Source organism: Mycobacterium shottsii (assembly GCF_010728525.1).
GTDB lineage: Bacteria > Actinomycetota > Actinomycetes > Mycobacteriales > Mycobacteriaceae > Mycobacterium > Mycobacterium marinum.
In genome coordinates, this window is sequence record NZ_AP022572.1 from 1601047 (window position 1) to 1618028 (window position 16982).

The window sequence follows — 16982 nt, forward strand, 5'->3', positions numbered from 1 at the left end:
TCCTGTCTGCTAATTGCGGACGCGGTGGTAGGTGATGATGGCGGCCAGGGTGGCACCGCCGAGGTAGGTCAGGGCGTATTTGTCGTAGCAGGTGGCGACCGCGCGCCAGTGTTTGAGCCGGTTGAAGCTTCGCTCGACGGTGTTGCGGTGCTTGTAGATTCGGCCTGAGAACCCCGGAGGCCGTCCTCTGTTGCGGCCTTTGGCTTTGCGGCGGGTGATCTGGTCGCTGCGCTCGGGGATGGTATGGGCGATCTTGAGCCGGCGCAGCTGTGCCCGCGTCGAGTCATGGGAGTACGCCTTGTCCGCCAGCAGGTGAAACGGGGCGTCTGAGTTGCTGCACCGGGCGGCCAGCAGTGGCCAAAGCATCGGATTATCACCGGCTTGACCGGCCGACAGTGCCAGGGTGACCGGACTGCACAGCTGGTCGGTCAAGGCGTGGATCTTGGTAGTCAGCCCGCCGCGGGAACGCCCAATGGCGTGGTCATCGGGCTCATCGAGATATTTCTTGTAATTCGACAGATCCCCCTGTGCGGCGCCCGGGGCGCTCCGGCTGCGTGTTGGTGGGCGCGCACACTGGTCGAATCGACCGACAACAGTGCGCCCAGGTCGGCGTCCTCGGCGTCGAGGTCAGAGGCGATCGCCGCGAAGATCCGCGCGTAGATGCCATCGACCGACCAGCGTAGATGCCTCTCGGCCACTGATTGCCAGGGACCGAAGTGCTCGGGCAGGTCACGCCACGGAGATCCCGTACGGTAACGCCAGATAATGCCCTCCAGAGTATGTCGATGATCGTTCCACGGCCGGCCACGCCGCCGCCCCGCAGGCAACACCGCCACGATCAGCGACCACAAATCATCAGAAATCGCATGCGTCCGCATCACCCAAACAGCATCAGCCAAAACACCATTCACATTAAGCAGACACGCCCTAGGCGGGTGTTGCCGATCGCCGCGGCGCCGACGAGGAATGCCTCGGCGTCCGCGCCGAGGGCGCAGAACTGCTTCTCCACGCTGGTCTTGGGCCGCGGGCCCCGACTCGGTGCCAGCCTTGGCCCGTCGTAGTGCTCATCGAGGATCGACGCTGAGCCTGGGGCGACCAGTTCGTGTTCGGCCACGATCATCCCGGTAGCCGGTTCGACCAGGCAGACCGCGCCGTGATCGACCACCACCGCCACGGTGGTGCCGATCAGCCGGGTGGGTACCGAGTAGCGGGCCGAGCCGTAGCGCACACAGGAGAGTCGGTCGACCTTGTGCAGCACCGTGGGCGCCCCGATCTGTAAGCGCAACGATGGAAGTGGTTGCAGTACTTGGCGTTCGGAGACCAACCGTTCGTCGGGAATCGCCTGAATCTCCGAGTGCGCCAGGGCATTGACCTCGTCGCACCACGCCGCCGCAGCGGCGTTGGCGGCCCGGATGTCGATCGGCACGCCGTCGACAGCGGACTGGGTCAGCAGCGGCACCGCCAGGTCACGTTGGGCATAGCCGCACAGGTTCTCCACGATGCCCTTGGATTGTGGGTCGTTGGCGTGACAGAAGTCCGGGGCGAACCCGTAATGGGTGGCCAGTCGGATGTAATCCGGGGTCGGGACGACCACATTGGCGACTACCCCGCCTTTGAGGCAGGCCATCCGATCAGCCAGCACCCACGCCGGGACCCCGCCGATCGCCGACAGGGTTTCGGCGATCAACGCCAGCGTGGTCGAGGCCTTCTGGTCGGCGGCGAAACGCACGAATCGCCACCGGGAGAATGCCAGCACCGCGCAGAACAGGAACAATCCCGGTGCCGCTTGGGCCCAGTCGATCACCAGGTACTGCCCTGGTGACCATACCGCTGGACGGCGCCCGCAGTGATTGGCGCTGCGCCACAACGTCTTCGCCTCGGCAACAAGACGCCGGAAGTTGCGATCCGAGCCTTGGTAGCCTGCGGTGCGGGCGATCGGCAGCAGCCGCTTGGCCGAGATCCGGCCTCCAGATTTCTCGACACGTTCGGCGACCAGCTCGGCCACCGAATCGTAGTTGTGCCCTCGTTCGGCCCGCCGTGCCGGCGGTATGCCGGCCTGGTCGGCCTCGAATTTGTCGATGATCTTCTTGACGGTGCGATGCGTGGTGCCGCACGCGTCGGCGGCGGCCCGGTACGACCCGAGCTGTTGATCGGCAGAAATGATGTCCATGCGGTCCTTCACAGACTTCAATGGAACTCCCCGGTGGTGATGGCCATTGGTTGGCGCCTTCACCGTCACCATCGGGGCCCACAGTTCCTGATCGACACGACGAACACGGGGTGGATACTTTTATCTGGCCAAAACTGGATACCTCGACTTGGCCACCAGTGGCTACTTTTTCATGGCCACGGACACGTGTCGTCGGTGACCGCTTCGGCGCGCCAATATTTGGCGGCCCACGAAGGCGCCAACCAGGTAGTCATGGCTGCCTATGGGCAACCGTATGCACCAGCAGCTGCCAGCCTGCGCAGCTATTTCACGGCGCATCCGCAGGAGTACCACGACCTGCGTGCCATTCTGGCGCCAGTCGGTGATACCGAGCGCCAATGCGATGTGGCGGCGCTGCCGCCGGATCTCGAATCGGCCTACCACGAATTCATGGCTGGTTGATCCGGGTGCTCAACGATGGCAGGTGCCCCTCCGTGCGGAGAGCACCTGCCACCATCCGGGCGCTACGTGTGTCGGAGCACGGCACCGATGGGGCTCAGTGGTTGCGCAGCTTGCTGATCAACTCGTCTTTTGTCAGGCTCGAATACCTGGACATGCCAAGCTCTTTGGCTCGTTTCTTCAGTTCTGGCACCGTCCAGTCCGGATAGGGCCCGGCCTTGCCGCCTTTACGGCCCACCGAGGAAGTACCCTGGGCAGCTGCAGCATTGGAAATCCGCGCTGCCTTTTCCTTGGAGCTGCCTTCTTTACGCAGATCCTGGTATAGCTTCTCGTTCTTGATCGAGGGGTTCGGCATGATCACCTCCTTGGCATGATGGGACTCCCATCCGAGGATGCCCGAGCCTGACGGTGGTCAAACCGGTGCCTGGTTGGTGTCGATCGATCACGTGGTGGTTAGTCAGCCCGCCTCTGGTGAATCATCACCACGGTCGCGCCAACCGGCGTTACCGTGACTTGCTGGCCGCAGGCTAATTCACCGGCCGCCGGCTTTGACTTCGCTTTTCATCTGGCGGAACAGGTCCACGTAATAGGGCAGGCATTCTTTGAGCGCCTGTTCGGTGGTGAACTTGGGTTCATAACCGAGGTCGCGGCGGGCCTTGTCGACTGAGAAATAGTTGTCCAGGTACAGCCGTTCCACGGCCAGTGGCTCCAGCAGCGGCGCGGGCAATCCGAACCGGAAGTGCAGTCGTTGCCAACCAGTCATCGCCCGGTGCACCATCGGGCCGGAAACCCTTACTCGGGGCCATTTTTCCCCGCACGCTTCCACCACGGGCCGGGCGAACTCGAACATGTTGATCGGCTCTGCGTCGTTGATGAAGTAGGCCTGACCGGGTGCGCTGCCGCCGGGCACCAAATGCTGGGCCGCCAGAATGAAACCGTGAATCAGGTTGTCTACGTAGGAGTTATCCAGCAGTGCTGACTTGGGCCCAACCAGCACCTTGACGTGGCCCTTGATCACGCTTTCGAACAACTTGCGGAACATCAGCTGATCGCCCGTTCCCCAGATTCCACTAGGACGGATTGCGCAGGTGAGCATTTCATTGTTGGCGTTCTGCGACAACACGAATTTCTCTGCAACCACCTTGGTTTCGGTGTAGAGGTCATTGAACCGATTGGTGTAGGGTAGCTTTTCGTCGCCGCCGGCGATGATTTGCCCGCCCACCACCACGCTGTTCGAGGAGGTGTAGACGAACCGCTTCACCCCGGCCTGCTGCCCCTCGCGCACCAGATTCTCGGTACCGCCGACGTTGACCGAGAAACTGCGCTTGCGGTACTCGTCGGTCACCGATGCGCCGCCCATCAGCTCGATGATGGCCGCGGTGTGAAAGATCGTGTCGACGCCGTCGACCGCTGTGGCGCAGGTGGCCGCGTCGGTGATGTCCCCCTGTAGCACCTCCAACTGCGGATGCGGGGGCAGTGGCGAGGGCGCGCGGTCGAACGAACGCACGTGATGTCCACGGTCGAGCAGCGTGGTCACCAGGTTGGACCCGACAAATCCTGAGCCACCGGTAACCAGGACACGGCCGAGTTCGGTTGTCAGTGATGCATCACCCATGGGCCGAAGCATAACTAAAACGTGTTCCAGTTTGGAATATGGTTCGATACCCAATACTGGCCAAGATCAGTCCTGCTCGGCCTCGCTGGCGGCCAGCGCATCGGCCACCCGCTGACGTGCGCCAGCTAAGTGTTCCTCGCACCTTTTTGCGAGTACCTCGCCTCTTTCCCATAGCTTCAGCGACGTATCGAGGTCCAGTCCGCCCTGTTCGAGGAGGCGCACGACTTCGATCAGTTCGTCGCGACACGCCTCGTAGCCGAGCTGGCTAATGGGTGTAACCGAGTCGGTTTCCCCGCTGTGGTCGTCAAGCTCCATCAACACGTCCCTCGCTTACCGCGGTAACGGCACCGTCGCCTACCCGCACTCGTAGTCTGGTGCCCGCGGGCGCGCCATCGACCGACCGCAGCACTTCCATTGGTTGACCGGCGGCTGAAACCGTCTGCACCACCGCGTATCCGCGGGCCAGTGTGGCCGCCGGACCCAAGGTGGCCAGCCGCGCACCCAGGTGGCCGATGTTTTCGGTTTCGGTGCTGATCAGCCGGCTGACATCACGCCGAAGCGCTGACCGGGCCCGCTGGATTTCATCGGAGCGGGTGATCAGCGCCTTGAGCGGGTCGGCAAGAACGGGGCGGCTGCGCAACTGGGTCAACGCCCGCTGCTCCCGAGAAACCCAATTGCGCAGCGCTTGTGCACTGCGCTGGCGCAGGTCCGCGACCAGGCGTTGCTCGGCGGCAGTGTCGGGGACGGCCTTCTTGGCCGCGTCGGTCGGGGTGGCCGCGCGCAGATCGGCGACCAGGTCGCACAGCGGATTATCGGGTTCGTGGCCGACCGCACTGATCACGGGTGTGCGGCACGCCGCGATCGCGCGGCACAGTGTCTCGTCGGAAAACGGCAGGAGATCCTCGACGCTGCCGCCACCCCGGGCCACCACGATCACATCGACTTCCAGGTCTGAATCGAGCTCACGGAGCGCTTCGACGATCTGAACGACGGCATTGGGCCCCTGCACGGCGGTGTTGCGGACGGTGAATCGCACTGCGGGCCAGCGCGTCGCGGCAACCGTCGTCACGTCACGCTCGGCGGCGCTGGCTCTGCCGGTGATCAGGCCGACAGTGTTGGGCAAGAAAGGAATTGGCCGCTTGAGGCGCGGATCGAAGAGTCCTTCGGCGTCCAGCAGCCGGCGCAGCCGTTCGATCCGGGCTAGCAGCTCACCCACCCCGACAGCGCGAATCTCGTTGAGTCGCAGCGAAAATGTGCCACGCCCGGTGTAGAACGAGGGCTTTCCGCAGACCACCACCTGGGTGCCTTCGGTCAATTTCACCGGTGCGCTCAGTACCAGGTCGCGCGGGCATGTGACGGTCAGCGACATGTCCGCCGCGGGATCGCGCAGCACCATGAACACCGTCTTGGAGTTGGGTCGTATCGTGATCTGGGCTAGTTGCCCCTCAACCCAGACCGTTCCCAACCTGTCGATCCAGCCGGCGACCCGGATGGCCACCGCGCGTACCGGGAACGGGTTCTCGGCCGAATTCGATGCTGTGGCTGGGCTCACTTGGCGGTCGTGCGGGTGATCCTGTTGGCGAGCAGCGTCTGGAACGGGGCACGAGCCTTGGTGGCCTGCTCATAGGCCAGCAGGGCCTCCAGATCCTCGACACTGAGCGACGCAAGCCGGGCCCGAAGCTGGGCCAGGGTCAATGACGCATAGTCGAGTTTGCCGGCGACTGCAGGTATCTCGGTGCTCGGCTTGGCGGCCGACTTCGGCTGCCTGGCCGGGGCCTTGCGGACCGGCGGGCTGGTTTCCCGGGATACGGCGGGGTCCGACACCGAATACAACGCGAACCGTCCCTCGGTGCGACGATCGGCGTCCATGCTGTCGGCCAATGCCGTGGCGGACCCTTCCAAGGCGTTTGCATCATCCGGCAAGTCCTCGTCGAAGGTCGCCCACGCGGCCTGTTCGTCCTTCGGCGGAAACAGTGACTCCAGGGTGGAATCGCCCTTGATGACCAACTCGGCCAGGTTCTGTTGAAACAGCATCACCAGGTGCGCCGCCTGGCTGGCCAATGTCATCGGGTACATCAGGATGGTCCGCGGCAGCTTCATGGTCTCCTCGACGGCGACTGTTGCCGCGCCGACAATTAGCCGAACCCCATACGGTGCAGTTGCCATGGGTCCAAGACTGCCTCAAGCGGCGGCGAAGTCCAAGCTAGCCGCGGTGGGACGAGCGCAAATGGTCGGGAACGTGATGCATCAAGTCAAGATGCCTGCGAAACCTGGTTCATGCATCAGGTAAGGAATGCCCGCGAAATCGGGGTCAGGTGGTGGTCTTGCTTTTGATGCGGATGCCGGCTTTGAGGGCGGGTAGAGCGGCGGGTATGGCGGCGAGGTAGAGCTGTTCGGTCTTGTCTTTGGCGAGTCTGAGCAGGGCGGCTTGCAGGTCGGCGATCTGGCGGGCGATCGCGGCGGGGTTGAGGCTGTTGCGGTAGGTGAGCAGCTCTGTTTGTTGGGCCGCTGAGAGGACTCCGGCGGCCAGCAGCCGGTCCAGGGGTCTGGGGCTTGTCGTAGAGCCGGCGGCGGTGACCGTCGCGGCTGCAGCCGTAGCTGATGGGTTTGATGGTGGGGGTCAGGTAGTTGAGCCGGTCGTTGACCAGGTGCCACAGCCGGTTGAGCACGGCGCGTTCTTCGTCGGTGTCGTAGCGGTAGTAGAACCCGTAGCGACGCACGAGGTGGTTGTTTTTGGACTCGATGGTGGCCTGGTCGTTCTTCTTGTAGGGTCGTGAGCGGGTGAAGAAGATCTCCATGTCCGCGGCCCACTTGATGACCGCCTTATTGAGGAATTCGGTGCCGTTGTCGAAGTCCAAACCCGTTACCTTATAGGGGATTTTAGTAATTCCGGTTTTGAGGGCGCCCAGGATGTGGGGGTGGGCGTTGTTGCGCACCGTGCGGGTGAACACCCAGCCGATGTGCATGTCGGTGAGGTTGACCGTGCGGGCGAACTCACCTTTCAGTGTCGGGCCGCAGTGCGCCACGGTGTCGCCTTCGAAGAACCCCGGAGATTCTTCGGCCTCATCGCCTGCTTTGCAGATGGTGATCGAGGACCGCAGCAGCGGGAGGGTTTCGTCGTCGACACACCCGAGATCTGGTCGCGGGCCTTGGCGCCGCGCAGGTAGCGGTCGATCGTGGCGCTGCTCATCGCCAACAGCTCGGCACGCACCGCCGGGCCGTAACGGTCACGGCCGTCCACCAGTTCGCCGTGGCGTTCTAGGGCGTGTCTGCTTAATGTGAATGGTGTTTTGGCTGATGCTGTTTGGGTGATGCGGATGCATGCGATTTCTGATGATTTGTGGTCGCTGATCGTGGCGGTGTTGCCTGCGGGGCGGCGGCGTGGCCGGCCGTGGAACGATCATCGACGTACTCTGGAGGGCATTATCTGGCGTTACCGTACGGGATCTCCGTGGTGTGACCTGCCCGAGCACTTCGGTCCCTGGCAATCGGTGGCCGAGAGGCATCTACGCTGGTCGGTCGATGGCATCTACGCGCGGATCTTCGCGGCGATCGCCTCTGACCTCGACGCCGAGGACGCCGACCTGGGCGCACTGTTGTCGGTCGATTCGACCAGTGTGCGCGCCCACCGACACGCAGCCGGAGCGCGCTCCGGGCGCCGCACAGGGGGATCTGTCGAATTACAAGAAATATCTCGATGAGCCCGATGACCACGCCATTGGGCGTTCCCGCGGCGGGCTGACTACCAAGATCCACGCCTTGACCGACCAGCTGTGCAGTCCGGTCACCCTGGCACTGTCGGCCGGTCAAGCCGGTGATAATCCGATGCTTTGGCCATTGCTGGCCGCCCGGTGCAGCAACTCATACGCCCCGTTTCACCTGCTGGCGGACAAGGCGTACTCCTATGACTCGACGCGGGCACAGCTGCGCCGGCTCAAGATCGCCCATACCATCCCCGAGCGCAGCGACCAGATCACCCGCCGCAAAGCCAAAGGCCGCAACAGAGGACGGCCTCCGGGGTTCTCAGGCCGAATCTACAAGCACCGCAACACCGTCGAGCGAAGCTTCAACGGGCTCAAACACTGGCGCGCGGTCGCCACCTGCTACGACAAATACGCCCTGACCTACCTCGGCGGTGCCACCCTGGCCGCCATCATCACCTACCACCGCGTCCGCAATTAGCAGACAGGACCTAGAGCATCCAACTGAAGTGCCATGGAAGCGGCCAGGTACCGGCCGCACTGCCCGCCTGAGGCCGCCCACACCTTCTGCAACACCTTGAGCGCATCCTAGGAGTACTTCGGATTGCGTTGCCGGCGAGTCCGTTTGGCGACCTGCCGACCCGCTCCCGGCGGCGCGGCCGCCGCCCTCAACCGCCGCCGGGCGTTGTCACGCGACCAGCCGGTGACCGCCACCACCTGATCCAGAATCTGCCCCTTGTCCGCCTTCGGTGCCCCCACATACGCCCTGGCGAACTTCGCGGTGATCTCGGCCCGAGACGACATCGACAGCCCACTTCCCATGCCTGCTGAGGATCGACCGTTTCGCGGGCATTTTTACGTGATGCACCGAGGGCGCTTCACGGGCATTTTTCGTGATGCTTGCCGGGGAATGGCCTAGCCGTGGCGGCAGAAAGTACCCTGAATGGCATGGTGCCGACTATCGACATGGGAATTCCCGGTGCCTCGAGTTCGGTAGCGCACGTCCCGACCCTTAGACGGGTGCTATTGGCCGAGCCGCGAGGTTACTGTGCGGGCGTGGATCGCGCCGTGGAGACGGTCGAGCGAGCGCTGGAAAAGCACGGTCCGCCCGTCTACGTGCGTCACGAGATCGTGCACAACCGCCACGTGGTGGACACCCTGGCCAAGGCGGGTGCGGTATTCGTCGAGGAGACCGATCAGGTTCCCGAGGGAGCCATCGTGGTATTCTCTGCCCACGGCGTCGCCCCGGCGATCTACGCGGCAGCCGCCGAACGCAACCTGCAGACCATCGACGCCACCTGCCCGCTGGTCACCAAGGTGCACAACGAGGCCAGGCGGTTCGCCCGTAACGACTACGACATCCTGCTGATTGGTCATGAGGGCCATGAGGAGGTCGTCGGAACTGCCGGTGAGGCTCCCGAACACGTACAGCTCGTCGACGGGCTCGACGGCGCCGAGCGGGTGACGATCCGCGACGAGGACAAGGTGGTCTGGCTCTCGCAAACCACGTTGTCAGTGGACGAGACCATGGAGATTGTCGCGCGACTGCGCCAACGCTTCCCCAAGCTGCAGGATCCGCCCAGCGACGACATCTGCTATGCGACCCAGAACCGCCAGGTCGCGGTCAAGGCGATGGCACCCGAATGCGACCTCGTGCTGGTCGTCGGCTCGCGCAATTCGTCGAACTCGGTACGGCTGGTCGAGGTGGCGTTGGGTGCGGGCGCCCAAGCCGCCTACCTGGTGGACTGGGCCGACGACATCGATCAGTCGTGGCTGCAAGGTGTCACCACGGTCGGCGTGACGTCGGGGGCTTCAGTCCCCGAGGTGCTGGTACGTGGTGTGCTGGAACGGCTGGCCGAGAGCGGTTACGACATGGTGCAGCCGGTGACCACGGCCAACGAGACATTGGTATTCGCCCTGCCCCGGGAAATCCGGCCGGCGCGCTAGCGATTCCGCCGCGTTACGGCGTCAGACGTCGTACTCCCAGGATTCGGCCTGGGGCCGGCGCGGTGCGCGGGGACGACTCCGGCGATCCGGGCGAGGCTCGTCGCGGTATTGATCGCGGCCCTCGTCGCGGGGCGCCGCCCCGCGGTAGCGGACCTGCGAGATCGGGTGGTGTTTCGGGTTGGCGTTGTTGGGCCCGCCGGTGCTGCCGCGCCGGCGTGGGGGCCCGAAGGGTTCAAACGGCTCATAGGGCTCGTAGCGGCCGGCCCGGCGTTCATACCGATCTAAGGACTCCGGGGCCTCGGGTGGCTCGTATCCGCTGTAGGGATCGAAGCGACTTGTGCGGGGCGCGGGCCGCTCGTAGGACTCGTACGGGTTGCGCCGCGTGTGCGGATCACGCCGCGGCTGGCGCGGCGGCGTGGCGCGCAAGTCCGAGTCACCCGGTGGGCGGGGCCGGCGACGCGCCCGCCGGGGCGGTTCGGCCGCGTCGTTGTCGGGAGGGGGTGTCGGACGGCGGCGCCGCGGACGTTCGGCACCCGGGTCCGGCTGATCTTCTACCGGTGGTTGGGTGCGTCGCGAACGGGTGCGGTCGGTGCGCCGGGTGGTGGACCGATTGCCCGGGGTGGAGCTGCGGCCGCTTCTCGACGACCGTCTGCCCGCTTCGGGTGCTGGCGGGGCCGCATCGGCCACGTCGTCGGGGTCGTCGGAGTCACCGCCCAGCAGGGCACTCAATTTTTCGGCGAGGCTGTGCAAAATCGGCGTTCGTGTGGCGGTGGTGGGCTCGCCGTCGTCACCGGTGGCCAGCGCGCTCGTTCGTTGCGCCATCCCGATGTACCACCTGATCAAGCCGATCAGCAGCACCGTACCGGCGGTGCCCAGCATCAATGGGAAACGTTCGATCAGCGGATAGCCGCAATTGATCAGGAGGTCCTTGAACTTGCCGATCTTGGCGGAGTGGAACAACCAGTAGGCACCGGGCACCGTGATGAAGAGGATTAACGGCGGCTGGATGACCGCGGTGAATACGCCCGATTGGCGGACCGCCAGCACCGCGGCGATGCAGCCCACGATGTAGAAGCCGGCGAAAACGTGTGTCAGATCCTTGTGGCCGGCGTCGAACGCGTACCCGAGTGCCGTCGTGCTGACGGCGATGAGAACCGCGCCCCACCACGGAGCACCTGGAATATTGGGAACGATTGAGCGGTGGCTTGGTGGCACCGCTGTTCTCGCCCGGTCCGCTGACACATCTAGACCGTACCGGCAATGCGCCCAAAGGCCCGTAAATACCTGGACAGTAGTCACGGGCGTGCCCCCGGCATCCGCTACGGGGATGGGCGCCCATAAGCCTAGATCGCGGCACCTTAGACTTGGCTCCCTGTGAGCTTGAGCCTGGGAATCGTGGGCCTGCCAAATGTGGGCAAGTCGACACTCTTCAACGCGCTGACACGCAACGACGTGTTGGCAGCCAACTATCCGTTCGCCACCATCGAGCCCAACGAGGGGGTCGTTTCGCTGCCGGACCCGCGACTTGACAAGTTGGCGGAGCTTTTCGGATCGGAACGTATCGTCGCGGCACCGGTGACCTTCGTCGACATCGCCGGACTGGTCAAGGGAGCGTCGGAGGGCGCTGGACTGGGCAACAAGTTCCTGGCGCACATTCGCGAGTGCGACGCGATCTGCCAGGTGGTGCGGGTGTTCCACGACGACGACGTGACCCACGTGTCCGGCCGGGTCGATCCCCGGTCCGATATCGAAGTCGTCGAGACCGAGCTGATCCTGGCCGACATGCAAACCCTCGAACGTGCCGTGCCCAGGCTGGAGAAGGAAGCTCGCAACAACAAGGAGCGCAAGCCCGTCCACGAAGCGGCGCTGGCGGCCCAGGAGGTGCTCGACAGTGGCAAGACACTGTTCGCCGCCGGCATGGACACTTCCTTGCTGCGTGAACTGAACCTGCTGACCACCAAGCCGTTCCTGTACGTGTTCAACGCCGACGAGTCGGTGCTCACTGATGCCGCGCGGGTCGCCCAGCTGCGTGAACTGGTCGCGCCGGCGGACGCCGTCTTCCTGGACGCGGCGATCGAGGCGGAGCTGGTCGAGCTCGACGAGGAATCAGCCGCCGAACTGCTGGAGTCGATCGGACAAACCGAGCGTGGCCTGGACGCGCTGGCCCGCGCCGGCTTCCACACCCTCAACCTGCAGACCTACCTGACGGTGGGGCCCAAGGAGGCCAGGGCCTGGACCATCCACCGCGGCGACACCGCGCCCAAGGCGGCCGGGGTGATCCATACCGACTTTGAAAAGGGCTTTATCAAGGCGGAGATCGTTTCCTTCGACGACCTGTTGGCCGCCGGGTCGATGGCCGCGGCCAAAGCCGCCGGCAAGGTCCGGATGGAGGGCAAGGACTACGTCATGGCCGATGGCGACGTGGTCGAGTTCCGTTTCCAGACCAGCTCCGGCGGTAAGGCAGCAGGGCGCTAGCGCGGATTCGGTCCGAAGATCCGAGGTTAGGAATCCGGCGCCGGTCAGTGTGCTCGTGGCAGGACAGGCGCGCTCGGATGACTGTTCGGGTGCGGGCCGGTCGACGCGATTTTCTGCACCGCACTGTGACCGGACGCAACCGGGGATTTGCCCAAAGGCAGCCGCGATCATGCTTTTTCTTGGCGGGCGCAGCGTCGCATATTTGTCGGGGTACGGCAATTATGAAATGGGATTCTGAAATTGTTCGGTGCGGTGTCGATTCAATTATTCCTGCTACTATGATCGTGGACATCGATGATATCGACCGAGTCATTCGATTTTGATTTCTGCGATCAGAGCGCCGTTAGGTTTGCGCCGTGAGTGGTCACACCCGGTCGTGAATATCGGCGTGATTGGCGCGCCGTCGCATTAGGGCGTGTCTGCTTAATGTGAATGGTGTTTTGGCTGATGCTGTTTGGGTGATGCGGACGCATGCGATTTCTGATGATTTGTGGTCGCTGATCGTGGCGGTGTTGCCTGCGGGGCGGCGGCGTGGCCGGCCGTGGAACGATCATCGACGTACTCTGGAGGGCATTATCTGGCGTTACCGTACGGGATCTCCGTGGTGTGACCTGCCCGAGCACTTCGGTCCCTGGCAATCGGTGGCCGAGAGGCATCTACGCTGGTCGGTCGATGGCATCTACGCGCGGATCTTCGCGGCGATCGCCTCTGACCTCGACGCCGAGGACGCCGACCTGGGCGCACTGTTGTCGGTCGATTCGACCAGTGTGCGCGCCCACCGACACGCAGCCGGAGCGCGCCCGGGCGCCGCACAGGGGGATCTGTCGAATTACAAGAAATATCTCGATGAGCCCGATGACCACGCCATTGGGCGTTCCCGCGGCGGGCTGACTACCAAGATCCACGCCTTGACCGACCAGCTGTGCAGTCCGGTCACCCTGGCACTGTCGGCCGGTCAAGCCGGTGATAATCCGATGCTTTGGCCATTGCTGGCCGCCCGGTGCAGCAACTCATACGCCCCGTTTCACCTGCTGGCGGACAAGGCGTACTCCTATGACTCGACGCGGGCACAGCTGCGCCGGCTCAAGATCGCCCATACCATCCCCGAGCGCAGCGACCAGATCACCCGCCGCAAAGCCAAAGGCCGCAACGGAGGACGGCCTCCGGGGTTCTCAGGCCGAATCTACAAGCACCGCAACACCGTCGAGCGAAGCTTCAACCGGCTCAAACACTGGCGCGCGGTCGCCACCTGCTACGACAAATACGCCCTGACCTACCTCGGCGGTGTCACCCTGGCCGCCATCATCACCTACCACCGCGTCCGCAATTAGCAGACAGGACCTAGACGGAATTCGCTCGGTAGTGAACGTACAGAAGGGATTCGGCAATGGCTGAACCACTGGCCGTCGATCCGGCTGGCTTAGGTGCTGCGGGGACAAGACTGCGCGGCCTCGTTTTTCCGACGCCGCCGGCGCCGATTATCGCGGCTGGAACGGATGCGCTATCGGTCGCGATCAATACGGCGATGCCCAACATCGAATCATCGGTGACCGACTTACTGCCCAGCGCAAAAGCTGACATGGCAAATACTGCGTCGAGCATGGCCACCGCGGCCGACATTTACACGAAGGTCGATGAGTCGCTCGGCGAAAATCTAAGCCAGCATCAATTCCGCGGCTCGGCCCCAATTCTGACCGGCAGCACGGTCACAGATCAGGCAGGTCAGTTCGTTCAGTCGATGGCCACGTCTGCTTGGCAGTGGGCGGACCGCGCACGGCAGGGCGTAGAGACGCTGATCGATCAGCTGTCACCACAGATTTCCGAGGTGGCCGCACAGGTCGCCGAGGCCGGCCCGCAACTCGCTCAACTGGGGTCGCAAGCCGCTTTCGTAGCGCAGTACGCGTCTCCGATGGCGCAATCCATCGGTCAAAGTACGCAACAAATCGTCTCGACGGCATCACAGGCCGGCGGTGCCGCACCGGCGCAACACGGGTTGCTGGTCGACGACACGAAAAACGATGACGCCGACGACGAGCGCGACGCCAAGGCCGGGGCGGACGGCGCTGGCGCGGCACCCGGCTCCCAGACTCTGGGTGGTGCCCCGATCGAGGGCGGAACCGGCACGACCGCCGACAATCAGTCGGCAGGTCCCGACGTCACGGTGCTCTGAGCTTCGCGGTCGGTCTCACGCCGCGTTGCACAGGGCGCTGCCGAGCAGCCCGGCGACGTGTTGCCAGTACAGCCAGTCGGCGATGGCGGCACGCGCGGTGTCGGGATCGGCCGCGCAGTGTGCCAGGTGCAGGGCGAGTTCCTGCGCGTGCGCGGCATAGGCTGAAAGGCCCTCAGATGTGCGGCCTCGCGGCCAGCGGCGCTGCTGGCCATGGGTGCCGTCACCTCGAACCACAACATCCCGTCCTGATCTGCCGGGACATCCGCGGCAACCGGGGCTGGCGGCAACAGCTTGATCAAACTCGGATCTTTGGTGTCGGACAGCCGAGCCGCGGCGGCAGGATTGACCACCTCCAGCCGGGACCGGCCGGTCATTTTGCCGCTCTCCGGGATGTCGTCGGGCTCCAGGATGATTTTGGCGACCCCGGGATCGCAGTCGGCCAGCTGCTCCGCGGTGCCGATCACCGCGGGCAGCGTGGTGTCATGGTGGGTTGCCCAGGCCTGCACGGCCAGCAGCGGATAGGTAGCACAGCGCGCCCGCTCGCCGGCGGGGATGGCGTGATCGGCGCTGGCCATCTGCACGACGTCGGGCAGTTCGACCCGGTCCGGGATAAAGGCCAGCCCATAGCTGTTGGCTACCGAGATCTGGCCGTCGACGGTCACCGCGGTGATCCAGAAGAACCCGAAATCGTGGTCGGCGCCGCCGCCGGGCGCGTTGAGTGCCGCCGCGATCCGGCGCGCCAAGCGCAGCGCATCATCCCGGTCCTTACCGCGGGTGGTGAAGCCTGCGGCCACGGCATCGCGCGCCGCCCGGGCCGCCGCAACCGGGACCATCGGTCCCGCCATGGGCGCATCGTTTGACTCGCGCTGATCGGTGCCATTGGTGTGATCGGTCGCCCACGACCCTGCGGCTGACGCGCCATACGCGGACGCTCGGGGGGCCGCTGCGCGCCCCCGGACCGACCCGCCCAACCGGGGTGTTCCAGCCGGAACTCGTGACCGCGCGCCCCACCCCGTGGCCGGGCCTGCGCTGCCCGAATCCGCGGTCGCGCCGAATCCGGCCCCGCTCGGTGCTGCGCCGGCCACCCGCGCGGGCGCCATGCCGGTCATTGCGGCGGGCGCAACACCAACCCCCGATTGATCGCCGGACTGTGACGGATCTGCCTGCGCCGGCTGATCGGTAAGCCCACCCGTGACGGGCGTCTGATCGGTCGACGTCGCAGGTCTGAGCGCAGCTGCCGGTACGGCTTGCCGGCTCGGAGCCGGACGCGGGGTGGCTGCGGGGATCGGTGACGCCGCGATCGGTACCGCCCCCAAAGTAGGCGGTGCCGCAGTACCGGGTCTGACCGGCGCGACCGGCCGGACCGGACTCGCAGCCCCTTCCGGTGCCGGGTTCGCCCCGATACCGGGGGTGGCCAGCGGCGGTTCCGTCGGTGCCGGTGCGCCCAGCGGCGGTGTCTCCGGGAGCGCACTCACTGGCGGTGTGTCCGGCAGTGGTGGTGGCGTCTTCTGAACCAGCAGCTGGTCGAGGGCGTTCTTCGGCGCCTTCCAATGCTTGAACTCCAGCACCTGCTCAGCGGTGCTGGAAACGACGCCGACATTGGCCGCATGCGCCACACTGATCAGCGAATCGATCGCGGCGGTCTTCTGTTCGGCGTCGAGGGTCTGACCCCGCTCCACGATGTTGATTTCTCGTTGAGCGGCATCGACATGGTTACCGATTTCCGAACTTGGCTTGCCCAATCAAATCGGCTACGTACCGATGCCAGACAATCACCGTCGCGAGATGATCCTGCACCGTCATCAGTTGATCAATGTTTGCGCCCAGCGCGCCGTTGGCGGCATCAGCGGCACCCCCCGACCAGACACCGCCTTCGAAGACGTGGAGCCGCTGCTGCCGACACGTGTCCAAGACATGGGTGATTTGGCGCAATGTCTGGCTGTACTGCTGGGCCCGGACATAAAAGATGTCCCCATCGGCCTCCGGCCACTCACCCGGGTCGAGCATCAGCCCGACATGTTCACCAGTCGGCTTCGCGATGCACATCGCTTACTCTCCTCGCGAATACCGGAACGCCGTCTAGGCCATTGCCGCGAGATTTTCGGGCGGATTCGCGACCGTATCGGGTGGCGAAAACCTCTTTCTGTGCTGCGGCGGCCTGCTCTGGCGTCGGTAGGTTCAACATGGTTCCGAGGAATTCGCGCAGCTTGGCGCGGTGTTCTTCGCTCTCGATGTCTTTCATGCTTTGCACCATGAGGGTGTGCTGAGCTGCCCGCGCTTTCTGCCGGGCCAGGTCGGCAATCACATATATCTTTGCGGCAAGGTTCGGTTCAGCCATGGTGGTGACTTCCTCGGACAGTTCGACCCGGCGGATTTTGCCGCCCAACACGGCCGACACCGACACGGTTCCCTGCGGATTGGTCACCGTGAACAGGTCGCATTCCTCTGCTTTGTCGTCCTTTGCCC

General features: G+C 64.6%; 14 protein-coding genes and 5 pseudogenes. 6 read left to right on the plus strand and 13 right to left on the minus strand.

Going from position 1 to position 16982, the window contains the following annotated elements:
* Positions 1-9: 9 nt before the first annotated feature.
* Both G6N41_RS07565 and istA read right to left on the minus strand, forming a co-directional pair.
* A pseudogene (locus G6N41_RS07565) lies at positions 10-881 on the minus strand (IS5 family transposase).
* A 47-nt stretch (positions 882-928) separates the two neighbouring features.
* Positions 929-2191 (minus strand): annotated as a pseudogene (istA, locus tag G6N41_RS07570) (IS21 family transposase); the annotation flags it as partial.
* 165 nt (positions 2192-2356) lie between these two features.
* Here istA and G6N41_RS07575 point away from each other — a divergent pair.
* Positions 2357-2611: pseudogene (locus G6N41_RS07575) on the plus strand (hemophore-related protein); the annotation flags it as partial.
* 94 nt (positions 2612-2705) lie between these two features.
* Here G6N41_RS07575 and G6N41_RS07580 read toward each other — a convergent pair.
* The 7 genes from G6N41_RS07580 to G6N41_RS07615 all read right to left on the minus strand — a co-directional run bounded on the left by G6N41_RS07580 (position 2706) and on the right by G6N41_RS07615 (position 7464).
* Positions 2706-2963 (minus strand): DUF7218 family protein, encoded by a 258-nt coding sequence (locus G6N41_RS07580; RefSeq protein ID WP_036456136.1) that lies wholly within the window; start codon positions 2961-2963, stop codon positions 2706-2708.
* A gap of 177 nt (positions 2964-3140) precedes the next feature.
* Positions 3141-4235 (minus strand): 3-beta-hydroxysteroid dehydrogenase, encoded by a 1095-nt coding sequence (locus G6N41_RS07585; RefSeq protein ID WP_198967022.1) that lies wholly within the window; start codon positions 4233-4235, stop codon positions 3141-3143.
* A gap of 54 nt (positions 4236-4289) precedes the next feature.
* Positions 4290-4538, minus strand: coding sequence for an exodeoxyribonuclease VII small subunit (locus G6N41_RS07590; RefSeq protein ID WP_036456138.1), 249 nt, complete (start codon positions 4536-4538; stop codon positions 4290-4292).
* The gene (xseA, locus tag G6N41_RS07595; protein ID WP_198967023.1) at positions 4528-5775 is read right to left on the minus strand and encodes an exodeoxyribonuclease VII large subunit; all 1248 of its coding nucleotides are present in this window, start codon (positions 5773-5775) and stop codon (positions 4528-4530) included. The genes G6N41_RS07590 and xseA overlap by 11 nt, the downstream gene beginning before the upstream one ends.
* Entirely contained in the window at positions 5772-6389 is a 618-nt protein-coding gene (locus tag G6N41_RS07600; RefSeq protein WP_198967024.1) for a lipid droplet-associated protein, read from the minus strand. Before G6N41_RS07600 ends, xseA begins: the two co-directional genes overlap by 4 nt.
* A gap of 116 nt (positions 6390-6505) precedes the next feature.
* Positions 6506-7249, minus strand: coding sequence for a hypothetical protein (locus tag G6N41_RS28190; protein ID WP_231608787.1), 744 nt, complete (start codon positions 7247-7249; stop codon positions 6506-6508).
* On the minus strand, positions 7225-7464 hold the full coding sequence (locus G6N41_RS07615; protein ID WP_198913343.1) for a hypothetical protein: 240 nt from the start codon (positions 7462-7464) through the stop codon (positions 7225-7227). Before G6N41_RS07615 ends, G6N41_RS28190 begins: the two co-directional genes overlap by 25 nt.
* 67 nt (positions 7465-7531) lie before the next feature.
* Here G6N41_RS07615 and G6N41_RS07620 point away from each other — a divergent pair.
* Positions 7532-8405 (plus strand): annotated as a pseudogene (locus G6N41_RS07620) (IS5 family transposase).
* A 107-nt stretch (positions 8406-8512) separates the two neighbouring features.
* Here G6N41_RS07620 and G6N41_RS07625 read toward each other — a convergent pair.
* Complete coding sequence (locus G6N41_RS07625; RefSeq protein ID WP_198968062.1) at positions 8513-8728, minus strand: hypothetical protein; 216 nt, start codon at positions 8726-8728, stop codon at positions 8513-8515.
* Between the two features lie 144 nt (positions 8729-8872).
* On the opposite strand from G6N41_RS07625, the gene G6N41_RS07630 reads away from it, so the two are divergent.
* Positions 8873-9871, plus strand: coding sequence for a 4-hydroxy-3-methylbut-2-enyl diphosphate reductase (locus G6N41_RS07630; RefSeq protein WP_198967025.1), 999 nt, complete (start codon positions 8873-8875; stop codon positions 9869-9871).
* A 21-nt stretch (positions 9872-9892) separates the two neighbouring features.
* Here G6N41_RS07630 and G6N41_RS07635 read toward each other — a convergent pair whose 3' ends face one another.
* Positions 9893-11113, minus strand: a complete 1221-nt coding sequence (locus G6N41_RS07635; protein WP_198967026.1) for a DUF6542 domain-containing protein — start codon at positions 11111-11113, stop codon at positions 9893-9895.
* Between the two features lie 132 nt (positions 11114-11245).
* On the opposite strand from G6N41_RS07635, the gene ychF reads away from it, so the two are divergent.
* From ychF to G6N41_RS07650, 3 genes are all read left to right on the plus strand, one after another.
* Positions 11246-12346 carry a redox-regulated ATPase YchF gene (gene ychF, locus G6N41_RS07640; RefSeq protein ID WP_036456141.1) on the plus strand — a complete coding sequence of 367 codons (1101 nt, stop codon included), beginning with the start codon at positions 11246-11248 and terminating at the stop codon, positions 12344-12346.
* 458 nt (positions 12347-12804) lie between these two features.
* Positions 12805-13677 carry an IS5 family transposase gene (locus G6N41_RS07645; protein WP_407663785.1) on the plus strand — a complete coding sequence of 291 codons (873 nt, stop codon included), beginning with the start codon at positions 12805-12807 and terminating at the stop codon, positions 13675-13677.
* Positions 13678-13733: 56 nt separating this feature from the next.
* On the plus strand, positions 13734-14516 hold the full coding sequence (locus G6N41_RS07650; protein ID WP_198967027.1) for a hypothetical protein: 783 nt from the start codon (positions 13734-13736) through the stop codon (positions 14514-14516).
* A gap of 15 nt (positions 14517-14531) precedes the next feature.
* On the opposite strand, the pseudogene G6N41_RS07655 reads toward G6N41_RS07650, so the two are convergent.
* A pseudogene (locus G6N41_RS07655) lies at positions 14532-16562 on the minus strand (secretion protein EspK).
* Entirely contained in the window at positions 16537-16941 is a 405-nt protein-coding gene (locus tag G6N41_RS07660; RefSeq protein ID WP_269469274.1) for a hypothetical protein, read from the minus strand. The pseudogene G6N41_RS07655 and the gene G6N41_RS07660 overlap by 26 nt, the downstream one beginning before the upstream one ends.
* Positions 16942-16982 lie beyond the last annotated feature (41 nt).